The sequence below is a fragment of the Pseudomonas sp. RGM 3321 genome, assembly GCF_022836805.1.
Lineage (GTDB): Bacteria > Pseudomonadota > Gammaproteobacteria > Pseudomonadales > Pseudomonadaceae > Aquipseudomonas.
The window spans coordinates 20,767-38,972 of the sequence record NZ_JALHBH010000083.1; the positions used below are offsets into that span (position 1 = coordinate 20,767).

General features: G+C 55.5%; 25 protein-coding genes. 1 reads left to right on the forward strand and 24 read right to left on the reverse strand.

Features of this window, described 5'->3' with window-relative positions; all coding sequences use genetic code 11:
• Nucleotides 1-4: 4 nt before the first annotated feature.
• From RGM3321_RS02245 to RGM3321_RS02300, 12 genes are all read right to left on the reverse strand, one after another.
• Complete coding sequence (locus RGM3321_RS02245; RefSeq protein WP_244391377.1) at nt 5-370, reverse strand: DUF3168 domain-containing protein; 366 nt, start codon at nt 368-370, stop codon at nt 5-7.
• Nucleotides 370-843 (reverse strand): HK97-gp10 family putative phage morphogenesis protein, encoded by a 474-nt coding sequence (locus RGM3321_RS02250; protein ID WP_244391379.1) that lies wholly within the window; start codon nt 841-843, stop codon nt 370-372. Before RGM3321_RS02250 ends, RGM3321_RS02245 begins: the two co-directional genes overlap by 1 nt.
• The gene (locus tag RGM3321_RS02255) at nt 836-1,180 is read right to left on the reverse strand and encodes a phage head closure protein (protein WP_244391381.1); all 345 of its coding nucleotides are present in this window, start codon (nt 1,178-1,180) and stop codon (nt 836-838) included. Before RGM3321_RS02255 ends, RGM3321_RS02250 begins: the two co-directional genes overlap by 8 nt.
• Nucleotides 1,177-1,500, reverse strand: a complete 324-nt coding sequence (locus tag RGM3321_RS02260; RefSeq protein ID WP_244391382.1) for a head-tail connector protein — start codon at nt 1,498-1,500, stop codon at nt 1,177-1,179. Before RGM3321_RS02260 ends, RGM3321_RS02255 begins: the two co-directional genes overlap by 4 nt.
• Entirely contained in the window at nt 1,497-2,762 is a 1,266-nt protein-coding gene (locus tag RGM3321_RS02265; RefSeq protein ID WP_244391384.1) for a phage portal protein, read from the reverse strand. Before RGM3321_RS02265 ends, RGM3321_RS02260 begins: the two co-directional genes overlap by 4 nt.
• Nucleotides 2,749-4,122, reverse strand: a complete 1,374-nt coding sequence (locus RGM3321_RS02270; RefSeq protein WP_004412490.1) for a phage portal protein — start codon at nt 4,120-4,122, stop codon at nt 2,749-2,751. The genes RGM3321_RS02265 and RGM3321_RS02270 overlap by 14 nt, the downstream gene beginning before the upstream one ends.
• Nucleotides 4,123-4,136: 14 nt before the next feature.
• Entirely contained in the window at nt 4,137-4,355 is a 219-nt protein-coding gene (locus tag RGM3321_RS02275; RefSeq protein ID WP_244391441.1) for a hypothetical protein, read from the reverse strand.
• A gap of 60 nt (nt 4,356-4,415) precedes the next feature.
• Entirely contained in the window at nt 4,416-6,377 is a 1,962-nt protein-coding gene (locus tag RGM3321_RS02280; RefSeq protein WP_347880960.1) for a phage major capsid protein, read from the reverse strand.
• Between the two features lie 59 nt (nt 6,378-6,436).
• Nucleotides 6,437-8,113 carry a terminase large subunit gene (locus RGM3321_RS02285; RefSeq protein ID WP_244391388.1) on the reverse strand — a complete coding sequence of 559 codons (1,677 nt, stop codon included), beginning with the start codon at nt 8,111-8,113 and terminating at the stop codon, nt 6,437-6,439.
• Nucleotides 8,114-8,554 carry a terminase small subunit gene (locus RGM3321_RS02290; protein ID WP_244391389.1) on the reverse strand — a complete coding sequence of 147 codons (441 nt, stop codon included), beginning with the start codon at nt 8,552-8,554 and terminating at the stop codon, nt 8,114-8,116.
• A gap of 196 nt (nt 8,555-8,750) precedes the next feature.
• Nucleotides 8,751-9,089, reverse strand: a complete 339-nt coding sequence (locus RGM3321_RS02295; RefSeq protein WP_103695398.1) for an HNH endonuclease — start codon at nt 9,087-9,089, stop codon at nt 8,751-8,753.
• A complete protein-coding gene (locus tag RGM3321_RS02300) occupies nt 9,089-9,457 on the reverse strand; it encodes a hypothetical protein (RefSeq protein WP_244391390.1) in 369 nt (122 codons plus the stop codon). The genes RGM3321_RS02295 and RGM3321_RS02300 overlap by 1 nt, the downstream gene beginning before the upstream one ends.
• A gap of 939 nt (nt 9,458-10,396) precedes the next feature.
• On the opposite strand from RGM3321_RS02300, the gene RGM3321_RS02305 reads away from it, so the two are divergent.
• Nucleotides 10,397-12,022 carry a methyl-accepting chemotaxis protein gene (locus RGM3321_RS02305; RefSeq protein ID WP_103695395.1) on the forward strand — a complete coding sequence of 542 codons (1,626 nt, stop codon included), beginning with the start codon at nt 10,397-10,399 and terminating at the stop codon, nt 12,020-12,022.
• A 28-nt stretch (nt 12,023-12,050) separates the two neighbouring features.
• Here the strand turns inward: RGM3321_RS02305 and RGM3321_RS02310 are convergent, their stop codons facing one another.
• The 12 genes from RGM3321_RS02310 to RGM3321_RS02365 form a co-directional block, all read right to left on the reverse strand.
• Entirely contained in the window at nt 12,051-12,470 is a 420-nt protein-coding gene (locus tag RGM3321_RS02310) for a hypothetical protein (RefSeq protein WP_244391391.1), read from the reverse strand.
• Complete coding sequence (locus tag RGM3321_RS02315) at nt 12,467-12,790, reverse strand: phage holin, lambda family (protein ID WP_024639051.1); 324 nt, start codon at nt 12,788-12,790, stop codon at nt 12,467-12,469. Before RGM3321_RS02315 ends, RGM3321_RS02310 begins: the two co-directional genes overlap by 4 nt.
• A gap of 99 nt (nt 12,791-12,889) precedes the next feature.
• Nucleotides 12,890-13,357: a hypothetical protein gene (locus RGM3321_RS02320; RefSeq protein WP_244391392.1), complete on the reverse strand. Its 468-nt coding sequence runs from the start codon at nt 13,355-13,357 to the stop codon at nt 12,890-12,892.
• Nucleotides 13,358-13,517: 160 nt separating this feature from the next.
• Nucleotides 13,518-13,904, reverse strand: coding sequence for an antiterminator Q family protein (locus RGM3321_RS02325; RefSeq protein WP_244391394.1), 387 nt, complete (start codon nt 13,902-13,904; stop codon nt 13,518-13,520).
• Between the two features lie 2 nt (nt 13,905-13,906).
• Nucleotides 13,907-14,221, reverse strand: a complete 315-nt coding sequence (locus RGM3321_RS02330; RefSeq protein ID WP_213590169.1) for a hypothetical protein — start codon at nt 14,219-14,221, stop codon at nt 13,907-13,909.
• The gene (locus tag RGM3321_RS02335; RefSeq protein ID WP_213590170.1) at nt 14,218-14,403 is read right to left on the reverse strand and encodes a hypothetical protein; all 186 of its coding nucleotides are present in this window, start codon (nt 14,401-14,403) and stop codon (nt 14,218-14,220) included. Before RGM3321_RS02335 ends, RGM3321_RS02330 begins: the two co-directional genes overlap by 4 nt.
• A 2-nt stretch (nt 14,404-14,405) precedes the next feature.
• Nucleotides 14,406-15,683 carry a tyrosine-type recombinase/integrase gene (locus RGM3321_RS02340; protein WP_244391396.1) on the reverse strand — a complete coding sequence of 426 codons (1,278 nt, stop codon included), beginning with the start codon at nt 15,681-15,683 and terminating at the stop codon, nt 14,406-14,408.
• Complete coding sequence (locus RGM3321_RS02345) at nt 15,680-15,952, reverse strand: hypothetical protein (protein ID WP_244391398.1); 273 nt, start codon at nt 15,950-15,952, stop codon at nt 15,680-15,682. The genes RGM3321_RS02340 and RGM3321_RS02345 overlap by 4 nt, the downstream gene beginning before the upstream one ends.
• Complete coding sequence (locus tag RGM3321_RS02350; RefSeq protein ID WP_244391399.1) at nt 15,949-16,380, reverse strand: VRR-NUC domain-containing protein; 432 nt, start codon at nt 16,378-16,380, stop codon at nt 15,949-15,951. Before RGM3321_RS02350 ends, RGM3321_RS02345 begins: the two co-directional genes overlap by 4 nt.
• The gene (locus RGM3321_RS02355) at nt 16,377-16,673 is read right to left on the reverse strand and encodes a DUF1364 domain-containing protein (protein WP_244391401.1); all 297 of its coding nucleotides are present in this window, start codon (nt 16,671-16,673) and stop codon (nt 16,377-16,379) included. Before RGM3321_RS02355 ends, RGM3321_RS02350 begins: the two co-directional genes overlap by 4 nt.
• Nucleotides 16,670-17,341, reverse strand: coding sequence for a replication protein P (locus tag RGM3321_RS02360; protein WP_244391402.1), 672 nt, complete (start codon nt 17,339-17,341; stop codon nt 16,670-16,672). The genes RGM3321_RS02355 and RGM3321_RS02360 overlap by 4 nt, the downstream gene beginning before the upstream one ends.
• Nucleotides 17,338-18,111 (reverse strand): helix-turn-helix domain-containing protein, encoded by a 774-nt coding sequence (locus RGM3321_RS02365; protein ID WP_244391443.1) that lies wholly within the window; start codon nt 18,109-18,111, stop codon nt 17,338-17,340. The genes RGM3321_RS02360 and RGM3321_RS02365 overlap by 4 nt, the downstream gene beginning before the upstream one ends.
• Between the last annotated feature and the right edge of the window lie 95 nt (nt 18,112-18,206).

Below are 18,206 nucleotides of genomic sequence, written 5' to 3' on the forward strand. Positions count from 1 at the left end.
CGGTTTAACGACGAACTATCCAATCTACGTCGAAACTACTGCGGTATGACTTAGTGACCGGGTCGCGTGATTCCGCTCCCCAGCGGGTGATGTAAGCGGTTAGTTCGATGGCGTCTCGTATAGCTTCAGTTACTGATCGAGCTGACGAGGCGCTGTCACCGTAGATATCTACCTGCAAGCTGTAGCCGTCTACGTCAGGACGGCCTGCGAGGTAGTTCTCTGGGCTGCCGCCGATGACCTGCCAGACCGCATATGGCTTGGCCACTCCCTCGGGCGCTTCACCGAACGGGTAAAGCCTTGTGGGTGAGACCCCGAGCAGCGCCTGCACAGCCGGATCGGCGGCGCATACTGCAAATATCGGTGCGGCCATCAGATTCCACCCAGCGCGATGTCGATCTCTTTCATCAACTCGCTCGCAAACTTATCGGTGACGTTCTGAACGTTCGACTGGAATGCTGGGCGCATGAAAGGTGCTGCAGGATTGTGCTCGGTGCCAAACTCTATGTACCGCCAGTGGCGAGTGTCGCCGCCGGGATTGCCCGCCGCTTCTTTACTGTGTTGGTTGCTGCCAGCTCCACCGCGAACGCCAACGCGCATGACCACACCGCCCTCTTGCCTGGATCGCTTCGCCGATTCCTGCGTGACGATGTTTTTCCAAACCTTTTCGGCAGTCGCCGGATCATCCAGCGCCTTGGCATTGGCCTTGGCTGCATCACGCACAATGTTCATTGCGCGGCGGGCGGCTTTGCGAAGGCCCGAGCGCTGTAGCTTGCCGGGCAGCTCCCTCATCTTCTGCACAACGCCATCCAAGCGACGCATGTCGACACTTGTCTGGTTAGCCATCGAGCACCCCCTTCGAGACCAGTAGGGTCAGATATTCCAGCCCCGAAACCGTATCAGGCAGCGGCTGGCCCTTGATGCTGTACACATCTCCCCGGAACAGAATCCTCATCGTCGGCAGCACCCCTTTGCGGTAACGAATGACGATGCGCGCCGAAGCATCAGACTGCGCAGCTTTGGCAGCGATAAAAGCGCTGGTGCTCAGCGGCTCAACTGAAGCCCGCACCTTGTCCCACACGGTTATCCAGCCCTTGACCTCTTCACCGGTTTTCGGGTCCTGAGTGGTGCCGAGAGCTTGGAAAACGATTCGATGGCGCAGGCGACCTGCATTAAGGCTCATGCGAGCGCCGGCATGCGTAGTGAATAAAGCAGCGCGGTCACGGGTTTCGGCAGGTCGCCTTTCTCGAAAGCGCCGTTCGAATTTTCATCGCGATCCTTGTACAGATACCCAAGCATGAGCATGGTTGCGGCTTGGACTTCGTAAGGGATTGAGGCTGTGATGACCTCCCCATTCGCATCAAAGTAGATATCCGCTGCCGACTTCAGGTAATTGCGAACTGCACCGCTGGCAGCGTGAGTCTTCAACTTGATGTCATTGTCTTCAGCATCATCATCTACACGAAGGTGTTCTTTCGCCTCTTCCAGAGTGATGAACATCATTTGATGGATACCCCTTTGACCAGGTCTTTGCCGTTGTTGCCATCCTTGCCGTCTCGGCCCTTTTTAACGGCCAGTCGCCAACCCTTGCTGTTGAGCTCGCCAGGCTTGTCGCTGGTGGCTTCATCGCAGTGCCAGAGACTGCCGCCCCACGTCACTGTGTCGCCTGGAACATGGGGGGCACCGCTGAACACTCCACGGTAAATCATCACCGGTAACGTAAGCGCTTTTTCCTCGGTCTTGCCGCTGGACAGCTGAGCAACGGCCTTGAAGCCCCGTTCACCATCCTGTTCGACGCTCAGGCTCGCAACACCATCAACAATGCATTCCCAGCCCCGCATACCTGACGTGGTCTCAAAGCTTCGCCATAAGCCGCCCAAGTGCTTGGCATATGAACCGCGCGGATAGCTTTTTTCAGGATCGATGCCCGGGCCGATTTCAATATGCGCTGCATCTCGCCCAGGTTCGCCGTCCTTTGGCGGATCGATACCAGCCAAAGCTGATGCGACAGCTTTATCAACGAGCACCTGCACTTGCTCAATGGAGACGCTCTCACCATCTCTTGGCAAAGGTATCGCGGCAACTGCAGCGCTGACCTGCTGCTCTATCAGAGGCAAGACATCATCGACGGTGACGGACACGCCATCCGCAGGCTTGGGAATCTTGGCCACCTCTTCAGCGATCGTCCTGTGAATCTGTTCCTGATCTGCATCCTTGCCGTCCTTCGGTACCGGCATCGAGGCGAGAGCCGTTTTTACCTGCTCCTCAATCAGGGGCAAGACATCATCGACGGTGACGGACACGCCGTCCGCAGGCCTGGGAATCTTGGCTACCTCTTCAGCGATGGTCTTGTGAATCTGTTCCTGATCGGCGTCCTTACCGTCCTTCGGTACCGGCATCGAGGCGAGAGCCGTTTTTACCTGCTCCTCAATCAGGGGCAAGACATCATCGACGGTTACGGACACGCCATCTGCAGGCCTGGGAATCTTGGCTACCTCTTCAGCGATGGTCCTTTGAATCTGTTCCTGATCTGCATCCTTGCCGTCCTTCGGCGGAGTGATCAGAGCAGCAGCAGCCTGGGCGATCTCATCGACATCAGTGGGAAGCCCCTCTAACGACTCCGAAATACTATCGCGCAGCTTTTTATCACGCTCATCCAGATCCTTCGTGAGCGAGCCGCGAAACGCATCAATAGCCCGATCAACAACGCCTTTAAGCATGGGGGCGAACGCTTTCGCCTGGGCTTCCAGTTCACGAAGGTTCAATGGTCAATTCCTTCTCTATCAGTAGCGCGAGCATGCGCGCCTGGTCAGCAAGATCATCTTCAGATTCAGGGGCTGGTGGTGTTGAGGCGGGAACCGCCGGCGAGACTGCATCAGATCCTTTAGCGAACGGATCGGCTTTTGAATCGCGCTTGGCCAGCGCTGCCAGGGAGTAATTCTGCTGTTGAGCCAACGGCGAATCACCGCCCTGCACCGGGGCCAGTCCAGCTCGGCGCCGAGCTTCGTTCGGCTTCATCCAGCCACCACCGACTGCGTCGTTGTTTGCCTTGTAGAGAGTGGCCGTATCCATACGCAAAAGGCCGTCGAGATCAAACTCGGTCCCGTACGGAGCTGGCAGCTCAAGTCCCTCATCGAGGCACAGTTCCGCTGCCTCGATCAACGATTGAAGGCAGTCAGAGTAGTAAATCTGGTTGGATATCTCTGCACTGGTGTTGGTTGGCTGGGCCCCAACACCGACTTTGTATCCTGGCACGTGAAACGCCGAACAAACCGTTTCCGCAGACCACCGCAGCTGCTCGATCAGCTGCGAATCAGCCGCGGAGATCGCCATAGCCTCGTATTTCAGGTTGTCGCCCAAGACCGCTACCCGTCCAGCATTCTCTCCAGAAAAGTTGTTGTCCCAGTGCTCTTTCAGTCGCTTCGCGGTGTCGTCTGCAATAGCGCCAGGAGCAGTTAGAACTCCCCCCGGCTTTGACCCGTTGCGGAAGAAGTTCGCGGAGTTGTTCTGAATAGCATTGCCCTGCATAGCGGCAAGGCCGCATGCATAGATGGGTGACACGCCTACCAGAGGATGAAAAAGGCAGTTCATCCGGTCGTGAATGATCTCGCTGGCTGGCACCACCACGCCATCTTCCAGCGTCGAAAGGTTGTCCGCGAGCAAGCGGTAATAAACGCTGCCATCATCTGCCACAAGCGGCGTCACCCTGCGCGGATCCAGTACGTACAGCTTGATCACCACACCACGCCCGTCGCGCAGTTTCATCGCGTAGGTGTTGCCCTGAGTAAGCTTGGACAAAAACCATGTTTCAAAAAACTGGATTCGGTTTTGAAAATGATTTGGTCTTTTGATCACCGGGGAAAACGAAGGGCTTGTGGTCTCCTCCCATATCCGGTCATCAGTCAGCTGGACCAGCTTGAGCCGTAGTTTTGCGATATCCGATGCGATCAACGTGATGCAGGCAAATACAGCAGAAAAGGCAAGGACCGTATCCTGATTGACCTCGACGTTCTTCTGCCACGCGCCGGCGAATGCCTCTCGCACCACGCCGATCCAACCGCCGCGATTATCAGCCGGCCGAAGCGACTTTTCCTCAGTGCCACGGCCAAATTTGAAAAATTTCATCGCGGCTCCACGTTTTATTCTGCCGTCATGTCCCGGCGTTTGTAGACCCGCTTTTTCGATGCGGATTTGTCCTCAGTCAAATCCTGAGTCGAATCGGCCGGCAGGAACTCTTCGGTGTGCATTCGCGCGTTTTTTATCGCGCGAAGCACCTTCACATCTTTATCTACTGCATCGAACGAATCGCCTGCAGCAAGTTGCTTTCCGGCATACCGAAATTCCTTCAGCGCTACCATTCTCACTTTGATACCTCCTTTCCTTGCGGTAGGCCGGGGGTAAACCCCGGCCCTAGGTGATCAGGATTCGTAGTTAGCCGAGTCGATGTAGCCGACCGCCGATGGACGACGGCGCTTCCAGTTGATGAAGCGTTCGGCGCGCAACGCCACCATGTTGTTCTGCCAGAGGCTGACCAGCTCCTGAGAACCAGAGCCTGGTGCGCTATCCATCTGCAGGGAGGCTTCGCGGCTCACGTCGATGGTCACTCCACCGTCGTCGGCGAGCAGAATTTCTGAGGCCTTGGCCAGAATCAGGCGCTGCCCTGCACCGGCTGCCGTATCACCCGTCCCAAGGTTGGACGGCACGCTCTCCGACACTACGACCGGCAGTCCCACGAAAATGCCGCCATTCATGTCGATGTCAGGGAACTCGGACTGACCGAGGGCGTTGGTCATCATGCTGATCGTGAGCGCCATGGTCGGAGTCATGATCCAAACAGCGCCAGCTGGGGTCACTTTGGCGGCCAGGAAGCTGGCGAACAGGCGCTTCACGTCTGCTTTCAAAGCTTCGGCGGTGTTGCCGCTTGCAACAATCGGAGTAATGCCGTTAGTGATCGAGGCTGGCGACACATCAGCTACTGCTGCAATTGCAGGGTCAACAAACGCAACGTCCAGGAACTCAGCCATCGACGCAGTCAAGTCGGTTTGTACCAGAGCCTCCGCGCTAGGGTTGCTGAAGCGCACCAGCTCGTCGGTCAGCACCACGATACCGGCCGCTTTAGTGAAGCGCAGGGTGGTTGTGTCAAACGCCAGAGACGATACCGGCTTTGGCTTGCCCTCACCCACCCAGCCCACGCTGGAACCAGACGTCTGGCCGGGCATCTTGATGTTGAACGGAACCATACGCAGACCTTGAATCTTGCCGAGAATGGTCTGAGGGCGCAGCAGTTCGATGAACTCACTGGACATGTTCTGGTATTCAACCAGCGGAGCTGCCCAGGCAGGGTCGGTGGTGGTGCCTGCCGCAACGGCTGCTTTCAGAACAGTGAGCACCTCCGGCGTGGAATCTTCCCAGCTTTTTGCGATCTCCTGCGCCTGCATCAGGTTGCCCTTGGATCGAGCCAGAGCAATTGCGTAGCGGGTGAACGCGGTGCCTTTAGGCAGCGAGCGCTCCACACGAATGACAGCGTTATCACGGAACTCATTTCCTTTTTGTACGCTGTTCACGCGGTTTGGCTCGACAGGCTTTGCCTTGGAAACCATGGACTTTTCGAGACCGCGCAGCCGACCCAGGTGGCTGTCCACCGATTTGAGCTCACCTTCAAGGCCGTCGTACTCCTCCGACTCAGATGCATCCAGCGTGCGACCTTCGTCGGCAGCGTTAGACATGATCTCTTCCAGGCGAGCCGCCTTGGCAGCGCGAGAGGATTCGAAAGATTTGATTTGTTCCTGAATGTTCATGTTGCCCTCCTCGGGCTTCGGTATTTCGAAAGTTTTGATAACGGGTGCCGAAGCGCCGGCGGGTTTAGCGAGATGCACAACAGGAAGCACCGACTGGCCAGACGCGGCCCGCTGCTTCAAGTCGATTGATTTGATGGTCTGAATGGTCGCCTCGGCGTTTGCGGCGACCGTAACGGCCGAAAGCTCAAGCCACTCCCACTTAAGGAAACGCCGGCCCCAACTCCCGTCGATGTTTGCCGATTCGATGGGCGAGAAACCGATAGACAAGCCTCGAACAAGCCCGGCCTTGATCGATTGCCAAGCCTCATCGAGCCTGTCTTTCAAAGTGCCTGGCTCCTCGATCTTCGCCAGCTGAACGGTGACTTCGATACCCTTTGCGTTGACAACGGCTTTCGTCACATTGCCGACCGGCGCGTCATGGCGGTGCTGCCAGAGGAACGGGATCGGCAACTTGAATTGAGCACCCTTTGGCTCGACCACGTCGTCCATGCGGTCTGTGGCCGGGGTTGTGGCTATGCCGGTGATAATCCTGGCTTCTTCATCTACCGCCTTGATCTCAAGGACGCTGTAGGCTCTGTTCATTTTCGGTATCCCAGAAAAGCAAAAACCCGCTCAAGGCGGGTTGGTTACGTAGCCATGGGCTACACGAAAAACATCTGAAATCTCTTTTTCATCGGCTCAGGGTTGAGCGCCATCATTGTCACGGCATCAAAGGTCGCCATCAGCGGATCAATCTTTGCCGAGCCGCTCACCTGTTTGTTGATCGTCACGGCGTTGCCGACCGCTACAACTCTGGCATTGCCTACGCTCCAGTTCATCAGGGGCGCGCCGCAATGAACCATTTCCCCTCCTGCGATCTTCCGCTCAGTGGTTTTGATTGCGCCGTTGAGTTTCCAGCCTTGAGACACCGCGTTGATTTGCTCTTCAACAATTCCCCGTCCTGGGGCCTGAAGTTCGTTGACGATATCGCCGATGCCTGCGGCGTCAGCGCCGATGGCATGCTCAGGAGGTAGTAGTTGAAGATCGTTGATGCGACAGATCACATCAGCGACCTGCTGAACATCATCACCTGGCTTATCGACAATGGTCAGGCTGCCTTGCCGCTCGAAATCCAACAGCGCCGGCGCGATGTCCTTACGGCGCTCGAGCACTATCTTGTGCGCCCAAGCATGGGCCCAGTGCAGCCAGCGCCTAGTGCCGATTTCACGACCGATGAGGCTCAACCCGAGCAAGTCATCAAGCCCGCCGCCGTCAATGCCTACCACGATCACTTCTGACCTTTCAATCAGACTCTCAAGTGTCAGTCCCGGCTCGGCTGCTGCCAGCCAGAAGTCTGCGCCCGCCCAGCGGTCATTTCTAAGTGCCAGGCCGATCTGGACGTTGAGGTGTTTGGCAAGAAACTTGTTTCTGGCCCCTGCGTCCTTATCCAATGTTTTTCGGATCTGATCTTCAAGCCACTCCCGACTGACCGACCTCCCCATATTCGGGTTGGGAACGTGAAAGTTTTCCGGCTTCAGATGAGCACCCGATTCGATCATCGCCTTGGGGTACTCGTAGATCACACCCAACGATTTGTTGTCGACGACTATTCCGTCTCGGACGTTTCTGAAGTAGTCGACCTTCTCCTTAAACACTCCGGCTGGAGGCTCGTCGCTTTGTGTGGAAAGGAAAATAACCCAACCTTCGTCACGCGATACCTGGCCTCCGGTCGCCTCCATCAACATAGCGTCCGCGTTCGGCCGTTTCCCGAACACCCAGAGCTCATCAATCAGAATTTTCCCGGATTTCTTACCCGACACGGTGTCGGAGTCAGCGGCAACGACCTTTAGGGCCGCTTTTGTCACCCTATGAGTGATTGTCCGAATGTGGTCCTGAACATGCAGCAACTCGTTGAGCTCTTCATCGGCTCGCACCATTGCAGCGGCAGGCTTATAGCTGTTTTGCGCGACCTCAATCGTAGGGGCCAGAATCAGCAGCTCTTCGTTGTCCCGCCAATTCAGCACAAGGGCGGTAACCATGATCCCGGCCGCAATCGTGGACTTAGCGTTTTTCTTGCTGATCAGCAGGAAAAACTCTCGAATTTTTTGATTGCCTGTCTCGGCGTCGTAGGCGCCAAAGATGGCAGCTACGAAATCGAAAACCCAAGGCTCACAGCACTCACCAAAGGTGGGTTGACCAGGTACATCGACAACCCGTAGCGATTTAAAGATATCGAGCGCCGCTTCGGCTTCACTCGGATAGAGGGGAGCGAACGGAATCAGAGACTCGCCCGCCACGATCCGCCTTTCCCAATCCAGGCAGGCCGTGGACCATTCCATTTATTTCACCGATCGAAGGGGTGGCGCGCTGGTTTTGAATCTGCCGGACGCAACCCGCTGGGCGGCATCTGCTTTTTGCTCTTTCTTGCCCGACTCGCCTGGCTTTGGAACCGTGAATGCGGCTAACGCTTTGGCGGCCTCCAAGCGCAGCTTCGGGTGTGCCACCAGATCGTTCATCATCGATTTGAAGAAAACGAGCGGGTCGTCTGCTGCTTTGGGAATGTAGGGGTCAGGGTCACCAGTGGGTAACTCGACCTTGGGCGCGGAGTTAACAAAGGTTGCCCGCCCCATCGCTGCTTGGACCTCGGGGTCTTTTTCAAGTCTGGATGCAGCTTGAGAGGCAGTCTTTACGGGGCACCCAGCGCTGATAGCCGCCTGCTTTTTGCCTTCACCGGACAGCCGCGCTTCGGCGTACCGGCGCTTTTGTTCGGTTAACGCCATAGTTAACGGATCCTGTTAAGGGGAATTAAATCTCTCGATGGGAGGGTGAGTGGTCTTTAGCAAAAAGCCGCCCATTATTTTGATACCCCCCCGGTTCTCGGGAATGGGCACGCACCGAAAGAGCGCGCAAGCATAGATGAGAACTATTACCAACTATAAAAGCGGTCCGCCAGCCACTTACGACCGACGAACGGCACTACATAATTCTTGACTTAGCCTCTTCAACCTGCTTCGCCGATGAGTGGCAAGGGGTGCAAAGAGACATCCAATTTGACCTGTCCCAGAAGAGCACCATGTCGCCTCTGTGGGCGATCACGTGGTCAACCACTGTAGCTGCTACCACCCTACCGTTACGCTCGCAGTAGACGCACAGAGGGTGTGCGTTGAGGTGTGTCAGGCGAGCCTTCTGCCACTTCGAGTCGTACCCACGCTGAGCCGCCGTGGTCTTGCCAGCTCGCCATGAGTCGGGGTTAACCGACTTGAGCTGCCGACCCTGCACCTCTTTGAGTTTAGGCTTGATAGCTTTCAATGCCATCAGCCACGACCTGGGATGATCGTGCCGTCCATATAGCGAGTGGGCTCGGCGTCGGGGTCTTCTGCCTCGCTGCCTGCTAGGGTCTCAATCAGCATCAGTTGCTGCTCTGTCATCAGCCGAAGCAGTTCAGTCTGCTTGCGCATCTCTTCAAGGATCGCAGCACCGTTCGGCTGCAGAACCACCTGAATGCCAGCTTGACTTACCAGCAGGTTGCACCCAATCCGCTGAGCAAATGGCTCAAGGCTCTTGGTCACTCGTTCGTGCTGGAGGACTGTCATAGGTTTCTCTGGGTAGATCACCAGTAGATCGCCCTTGCTCGGTGTCAGCGTTTGTATCTGGCTTAGCAATGAGTTGCTGTGCTCGTTCATATGCCACCTTGCTCCACTTCTTGAACTACTAACGCCGAAAGGCATACCCAATGCATCTCGCCACCAAACCCCGCAAGAAAACTGTTTGCGGTCAGATTGATACCGTTCGGCGGGATTCCTTGACAACCGCTCAAGCCGAGAAAGTCTGTGCCGATATAAGATATTTGAAGCTTGGCAAGATAGCTCAGGAGGAGCCATGCCCGACTTGGACCAAATAATTAATAACCATCAATTACTCTCAGACACAGTCCTAAAGCTGAAGGCAATATACGCTTCAGAAGACCCGGTAGTTGTTGGGCTTTTGGAAAAACTTAATGACTCATTAGTTGCGCAGCACGAATGCATGAGCCGTTTATATGAGCTATCCATTCTGAACGCTAATTTGGCCGAAAATTCGCAGCCCGTATTATGCTTGGTAAACTCGAATAGCCGTTCGATTTTTTAAGCGTTTGCTTCCTTGGAATATCACTTTGATTTGCTACGTTGTATCTGCGCATCCACTTGGTCAGCACAGGTATCCAGCAGGTTGATGGCGCGATTTTTCAACGTCCAAAGATCGCCATTCAGGGCTAGCTCGTCGTCGCTTTCACTTACCCGCTCACACGGGACCATTTCCGGCGCTTCCAGTCTTACAGATGTCGTCTTAACCGCCACTGGCTGCGGACTTGCCGCGCAGGCCGTTAGGCAGAGGCTGAGGAGTCCAGGCAAAATCAGTCTTTCTGTTGACTCTGAGCGTATCAACGGTCTTTTGTGGCTAAAAAAACGGCCCTTCAGCCCCCGAGCAATCCGATGGAACAAAGGGCGCCGCAAAGGCTGCGAAACTAGGGAAGGGCTGCGACCTTTAAAGGTGTTTGTCATGGATTGCCCCTCAAGTTTAAGCCCATCTGGCAGATACATTCGTAAAGCCCAACTCACAGTACATTACACAGGGATGACTTCATGAAATTTAGATCCTTACGCATAGCTCCCAGGGCAGCTATTGCCTTTTCTATTATTACGGTTTTCGTACTGTTGCTGGGCGCCTTTGCCTTCGAGCAAATACGCGAACTTAGATCGACTCAACAGACCCTCGAGAACGACTGGTTACCTAGTATTCAAAAGGCAGACGATATTCAGATAGCATTGCTTCATACTCGACTGGAAGGTATCCGCCTACTTGCCTCCACAGACTCCGAAGTGTTCGGCACCACAGCAGAGGCAATAAAAAGAAATCGTGATGAACTCAATACGCTCACAGATTACTACAGACGATATTTAATTTCTGGAGAACAAGAAAAAGCACGATTTGAAGAAGCGTCCACACTGATGAAGCAATACCTTGACGGGTTAGACCATTTGGTTGGACTCGCCCAAGCAGATCGGGATGCTGCTATTGAGTACGCCAATGGTCCTCAAGCAGATAACGCCAAAAACTACCAGATTAAACTTACAGCCCTGCGCGATGTAAACTCCGAAGGAGTGAAAGAATCTGGTGAGCACTCTGCTGCCGTATACGAGCACAGCCTTAAAGTCATGTTTTTTATAGTCATCATTTCCCTTCTGGTCACAGTTTTACTTGCTTGGAGACTTACAAAAAGCATGTCTAGCCCCATAGGAGATTGCCTGAGTGTCGCTGAGGCCATAGCTAGAGGTGAATTGAATCGCTCCATCAACGTGTCTGGAAAAGATGAAGCCGCCGGTTTGATGCAAGCCCTCAAACAAATGCAAGAAAATCTTAGGCAGACGATTCAGGGTATCGTGAATTCTTCTGCTGAACTGACATCGTCAGCCACGCAGATGCAAACAGTCACCGACAAAGCTGGTTTAACTCAAGAACAGCAAAACGGCCAAATCGATCAAGCAGCCACGGCCGTTACCCAGATGAGCGCCGCCGTTGAAGAGGTGGCACGGAATGCAACGTCCACATCTGAGTCGGCACGCGAATCGAGTCACGCGGCAAAACTTGGAAATAGTAAAGTGACTCAGACACTGGACGCTATGAAGCAACTCACTTCTCAGGTGGAAATTACCTCAGAACAAGTACAAGATGTTGCGGACCAGGCCCAGAATATTGCTGAAGTCGTCAGCGTAATTCAAGCGATCGCCGGTCAAACCAACCTGCTTGCATTGAACGCTGCCATTGAGGCAGCACGAGCTGGAGAGCAAGGCAGAGGCTTTGCTGTTGTAGCTGATGAGGTTCGTGCGCTAGCCCAACGCACGCAGGAATCGACTAAAAAAATCGAAAGCATGATCATTGCTATCCAAGAAGGTACTAAGGGCGCTGTGAGCTCGATGCAAACAAGTACATCTCAGGCGCATGCTACGTACGACATAGCTCAGGAAGCGGGTAAAGCATTACAAGAAATTATGGACGCCGTACAACTTATTGAGGAACGCAACATGCAAATTGCTACAGCCTCAGAAGAACAGGCCTATGTAGCAAGGGAGGTGGACCGCAACTTAATAAGCATTCGAGACCTATCTGGCGAAACTGAAAAAGGTACACACCACATAATGAGCGCAAGTAAGAAAATGTCAGGTTTGGCCGTTGCCCTCGACGGTATGGTGAGAAAGTTTACACTTTAAGCTTGACTAAAAAATCATGTAGCCTGACCTAATCGAGTTGAATTAGGTCAGGTGCCAAGACGGTATTAGCATCCTTGGCACTCATGTCTTTACCACCACTGGTCGCGGGCTTGCCACGCAGACCGTCAGGCAAAGGCTGATCAGCCCACTTACGAACAGCCGGGCTCTTACGCTTGAGGTCTTCAAAGTCTTTCCTCGCCTGTCGAGCCTTGTCTTCACTGGCCTTGAGGCGCTGCTGTAGATCGGCCAGGTAGTTGGCATTACGCTTGGCCTCAGCCTGGAGCGTGGTGATTATCTTCTGGCTTTCGGTGTTGGCGTCGGTTGCATCCTTGGCGGACCTCGTTTGCAGCGTTACCTGCCCTTCCAGCGCGATGACGCGATACTGCTGGATACTAACGAGCAGCAGGGCAACAAGGCCGATGATGATTGCAGCGGCAATAGCCTTCATACGGAATCCACCTTGCGGCCAATGAATCGGGTCACCAACTCGCGTATGGCCGTAACGCCGAGAAAGCCGATGGTTCCACCAGCGGCAACAGACAGACTGGGCGGCCATGTCATCCACTCTATCAAGCTTGAAGCAACCAAGCTGAGGGCGCCGCAGATCAACGCTTCAAAGAAAATCCGGCGTTTGCTGGTTTCTTTGGCGTCATAGAGGATGCGAAGTAGAGAGACGACGATGGCCATAATCATGCCCTGCCACAGTGGGTTTGAAATGGCCGCCACGATCCTGGCCCACGTATCTGGTTTGTCAGGCATGGTGCGCATCCGGTCTCAACCCTTTCGGGATCTACAAAACAAAAAAACCCAGCAATCGCTGGGGCTAACGATGAAAGTTATGCCGTGAATAAACTCACCAAAAGGCCATTACCTCGTTGCACTAGGGGCCTTAGCGATCGCTCGATTAAACATTTCATCAAACAAAGGATGCATATCATAAATACCGACGTCGAAAGATGTTTCATCGTCGAGAAAAACTGTAACACCCGTTTCTGATCGCTCCATATGGAGCTGAAACAAGAGGATGCCCTGCTCAAGACCAATAGAGTCTGGGTCGAAGTTTAGACGAATGACAAATTGGATTTGTGAACTGGATACTCGAGGAAAAGCCGCGCGCGTAACACTTTTAAATCTGCCTTGCTCATCGAGCAAACCAATCGCCATAGCGGGCTGATTCTGTTCATCGATTAGATTGGAATTGGTTTCGGACAAACCAAGGTACTTCGCAAACTCTTTGCGCAAAGTCAAAGCGGTACCACGTAAGCTTTTAGGATCCTGGACATCATCTTCCAAGGACTTTCGATATGCGTTGGCGATTTCTGAAAATTTCGTCATCGTCTTGCTCCGCGATTTGAGCAACTGCAATGCCACACATGCGCACCACATCCAACAAAAAGCCCAGCGTTTGGCCGGACTAAATCATGAGTGGTGCCGCGCTGGTACAGCTGAACACCGTGCAATGAAAACAGGTGTTTATCAGGCCTGAAAGAACTTTCTACGCAGCTGCGCAAAAATCTCCCAAAGCACCGTCAACCCATGCCACCCCTTGGCGGATTATTTCGCGCGCGGACCGCTCCGACATCTTGTGAGACTCAGCGATTCGGACCATCGTCCACTTGAAGCCGAAGTACCACCAGATGAAATCGCCCATCTGCTGGTTGCGCGCGATCAGCCTTGAGATAGCTGCATCAACAAGCATTGCAGTGTCGTCGGTGATGACATAACTCGTTGCAGTTGGCTCTGGTGCGCACTGGTTCATCAACGCTGCCAGCGGAGAGACATAGCGCGGTACGCCCATGCCAGACATACGCCAGGAGCCCCAGTTTTCCAGCAGGTATTCGGTATCGCCCAACGGCTTGTCGACATATGTACGTTTTTTCACGGTCAATCCCCTGTGTAATTCGATCCACCGGCACCGCGGCGGTTGTTCTGTTCGTACTGTTGGTGCGCACCGCCAATCTGTCTGTTAGCACCTGCGATTTCGGCCAACGCTTCTTTGAGTCTTTGATTGAGCACCGGAACGATGTCGCTGAGTGGCAACGCCTGAAGCGTGTGGCCGCAGATCCAGCCAGAGCCGTGGCACTGGGGACACTCCAATTGGTGAAAAAGCCCGGTGTAAAAGCCCTTCCCGCCGCAGATGTTGCATTCCACGATGAACTTCAGCTCTCGACGGAGCGATGGGCCGTGTGCCTTCTTCATTGGCGGCCTCGACCTTGGTATGCGTGAATAACGCCTTCAAATGCCGCGCCGATTACCAGCACAGCGATGGCGACGATCCCACCCGTCACTGAGTTCATCCAGCAAGCCAGGCCAACAGCCACGATGGTGATGTAGTGCTGCCAGAGGCTGATGCTCGACTTGAAAAGGTCTTGATTCGCCATTTTTAAACCTCGCCTATGGTGGTGTCGGCATCTGCGCTGCAAGCCACGTCATCCGTGGCCTGTAGGCGATTATCAGAATCTTCGAATCTAAAGCCGGTCAATGTGTGAATGCGGCCGAAGCCCTTTCCGTCTAGATGGGCGTTCCACTTCTCCAATGCATCCCGCTTGCGCGCCATCACGCCCGACTGAACGTAAACCTTCACGTTGTGGCCCATGGCGTGGTTGATCAGCAGCTCACCGATCAGGTGGTCGATACCGATGTCTGCCCAGCAGGTGCGAGCCAGTTTGCGCAGATCGTGGCTGGTCCAATCGCCCTTCCCTATCCGAGCAAATACCGCACTGGCCCGGCCCTCGCTGAGTCCTTCACCTGCGCGACCTGGGAACAGGAACTGTCCGTCGTACCCGGCAGCCTGTTGCCTGTCGCGATACCAGATCAGCAACTGCCGCACCTGATCTGTGAGAGGCAGATGATGCTCGACGCCTGTCTTGGTGTTCTCGCCTGGAATGAACCACTCGCGCTCTGCCAGGCTGATGTGCGACCAGCGCGCTTGCCGCGTCTCGCCAATGCGGGTGCCGTGGCAGAGCATCATCACGGCCAACATGCCGTCGAGCGGATTGCACTCTATGACCTCGGCCAAATGGTGGAGCAGGTCCTGCAACTGAGTGCCGCGCAGCCTGGACGCCTTGATGCCGACCTTGGCTTTTGAGAAGTCTTTGAACTTGATGTCTTGCATCGGGTTGGCCGATATCAGCCGCAGTTTGAATGCCTGCCGGAACGCCAAGGCGAGTAGCTGGAAGGTGGATCGAACGTAGTCAATTTTAACGGTTCGCTGCATTGGCCAAATCAATTGGCGGTCCAGCGTGGCTTTGTCGATGCTTGCCAGCGCAATATCGCCCAAGCATGGCATGAGGTGACACCTGAGCATCGACGCACTGGTGTCCTGGCGTTTCTTCGACAGGCTTCGGTCGAGCGAATACCGCTCGGCGAACCAGCCCAGCAGCTCGCCTGTCGTTGCCCATTTGGATAGCGTGGAGTTGTCACCGGCATCAATGCGAAGGCGAATGCCAGGAAGAGCCGCAACGACCTGTTTCGCTGACAGATCGGGAAAGCGGCCGACTAGGTTCCATTTGCCCTTGCTGACCAAGTACCACGACGCCCGCGCACGGTCCCGGGTGAAGCGCAGGTACAGGCCACGGTTCTCCACGTCGCGCAGGTCACGCTCCGTCCCTGCGGCCTGGCGCTTGATTTCAGCGTCGGTGATGCGTACGGCGGCGGTCATGCAGGCTGCTCCTCCTTGGCTTCCTGATGGTCTGGAGCGAACTCGCCACGGAGAGGTATCAGCTCATTTTCACCGTAGGCAGTTCGCGCTCCCGAACTGTTTTGGATCACGTACCAGCCAGGCGTAGGAGCCTTGAATGCATAGCCTTTGCCGCGAATCAGAGTTCCTTTTTCTATGTGCTCAGTGAGCTCTACCAAGCTTCCTGCAGGAATATCCACGTCAAAAACCTTGGTCAGTGCAAGGTCGCCCTGCTTGAATTGATTGCTCATGCGGCCACCACAGTCTGAGGAAGTCGGAGGTATGCGCGGATTTGCTCCATCGCGTCGAAGTGACCACGGCAGACGATCGCCAGATAGCCTTGCTCGCCCAGCTTACGTATCCACTCGTACTGGCTGCCCGAGACAGCGGCATCGTGCGGCGGCGTGGCCTTGAATTCGATGTACAGGCCGAAGTACCCGCCACGGGCCATAGGCAGAAACAGATCGGGCACACCGGCACGTACACCCTGCTCTTTCAGCTTGATCGCAACCAGCTTGTGCCGGTGGCCACCGTTGGGAACGTGATAGATCAGAGCGGCCACCAGAGGCATACGCTGCGCAAGTTCGCGCAGCAGTGCGGCCTGTTCCAGCCCTTCACGGTCGATGGACTTGGCGCGGGTGCGCTTCGGCTTGAACAACGTCATTTCGGCAGGCTTCACGGTGACACCTTCCCTTCACGAATGAGCGCGTCCTGGGTACGCATGACGCCCTCGGCGTGGAACAGGCGCACTTCGTTACGGCTCAGCACCGCCGGAGCGCGCAGGCGGCCATCTGCGATGTCGTGGCAGTACGCGCACGCCCAGGCGGCCTGCAGGTCGTTTGGCTTGATGCCAATGCCGCAAGTACCTGCGAGCCGGTAATGGGCCAGCACGGTGGTCGAGGATTCGCTCGAGCAGCCTGGGTAACGGATCTGGCATTCGCGGTCGCGCGCGGCCTTGGTGAGTTTGCTCATTGCACGTCTCCGCTGCGCTTGGCACGGAGTTCGGCCAACGCCTTGTTACCCACTTCGGGAGTGATTGATTTGCCCGGTGCTGCGAGCTGCGCTACCGGCACGGGCGGCAACTCTTCGCCGCGCCAGATCTTGCGGCACTGCTCGAGGTATTTCTGCTCAAAGCGGGTCATACCCAAGTCGCGAGGAAGCGTTTGCAGACTCAGGAATCCAGCGGCGGCAGTGGCGTGGTATATCGCTGGGTGAAACCACTTACCGCGCCCTTCCATGCCTGGGTGTGAGTTACGCAGAGCCTGGGAATACGCGACCTCGACGCTGGGCAAGCCAAGACCCTCTGGCGCAAAACACCAGCTCACGAACACGCCAGGCGCGGGCACGAATGCCGATTTGCTCGCGCTGACCATGCGCATACCGTGGCGCAGTTGATCCATTGAGTTGATCCCCGAGCGCATGAATTCCGCCAGCCACTCCAGCTTTGCGGCGTTCATCACCTCCTCGGTCGGCCAAGACTGCCTCCATGCGCCGCAAGCTCCGCGCAGCCGCAGAAACAATTCGTCGATCACTTGGCGGGTGGCCGGGTCGATCTCGACAGAGACCGCAGGCGATGGGGTGTAGGTCGGATCGGTTCGCCGATTCTGGACCAGATAACCAGCTCGAACAGGCCCATTCACAGGATCACCCCCTTGGACGCCCAGTCGCCGCCGACTGCCGCTTCCTCATCGGCTGAGAGCGAGCCTTTTGCACGCTCTTTCACGTACCAAACCACCAAGCGGTTACACCAACCGGCGGATGTATCTACCGTGTTTTGCTTGGCCACGAACCAGCCGATGAAGCTGCGGATCAACGCGTCAGGGATATCGGCGGGCTTGACGCCAGCAATCTGAGCCTGGGCGATCAGGTAGCGGCTGTCCGGTGCCCAGTCGGCGAACATTGCGAAGCGCTGGCGATCATCGGTCGATTCAAGGGCCTTCTTGTCCTGGTCAGCGATCACGTCCGAAATCTCGCGCGGCTGCTGCTGTTCGGTTAATTGATGGTTAAGTGACGGATTGGGTGCAGATTTCGCACCCCGTTCGGTCGAATTCTGCACCCCGTTCTGCTGTGGTTTGCACCCCGTGCCGTCATCTGCACCCCGTTCAGTGCGGGGTGCAGTATTTGCACCCCGCTTTATCGGCAAGTCATAGACGACTGGGCGTCGGTCATGACGTTCGATGTACACGGCGGCCAGCGCTTGATTGCCTGGAACGATCAGTTCAGACGCCCGCAATAGCTCAAGCTTGGATCGGACGGTGCGCTCGGAAAGGCCAGTGTCTTCACTCAGGGTGGTGGCCGAAGGGAACGCCCCGCGTCCGTCAGTACCGGCGTAGTTGGCCAGGCACAGCAGAACGTGCCTGGCGCTGGAATCGGAAAGGGTCACGCGCGGGATCTGTAGCGCCCACGACATTGCTTGAACGCTCACAGTGCTACTCCAATCGTTCTGCCTGTGTTGCCTTGCTCAGGTCTGATGTGCATAATCTGTCTCGTAAAGTTGTTGAAGAA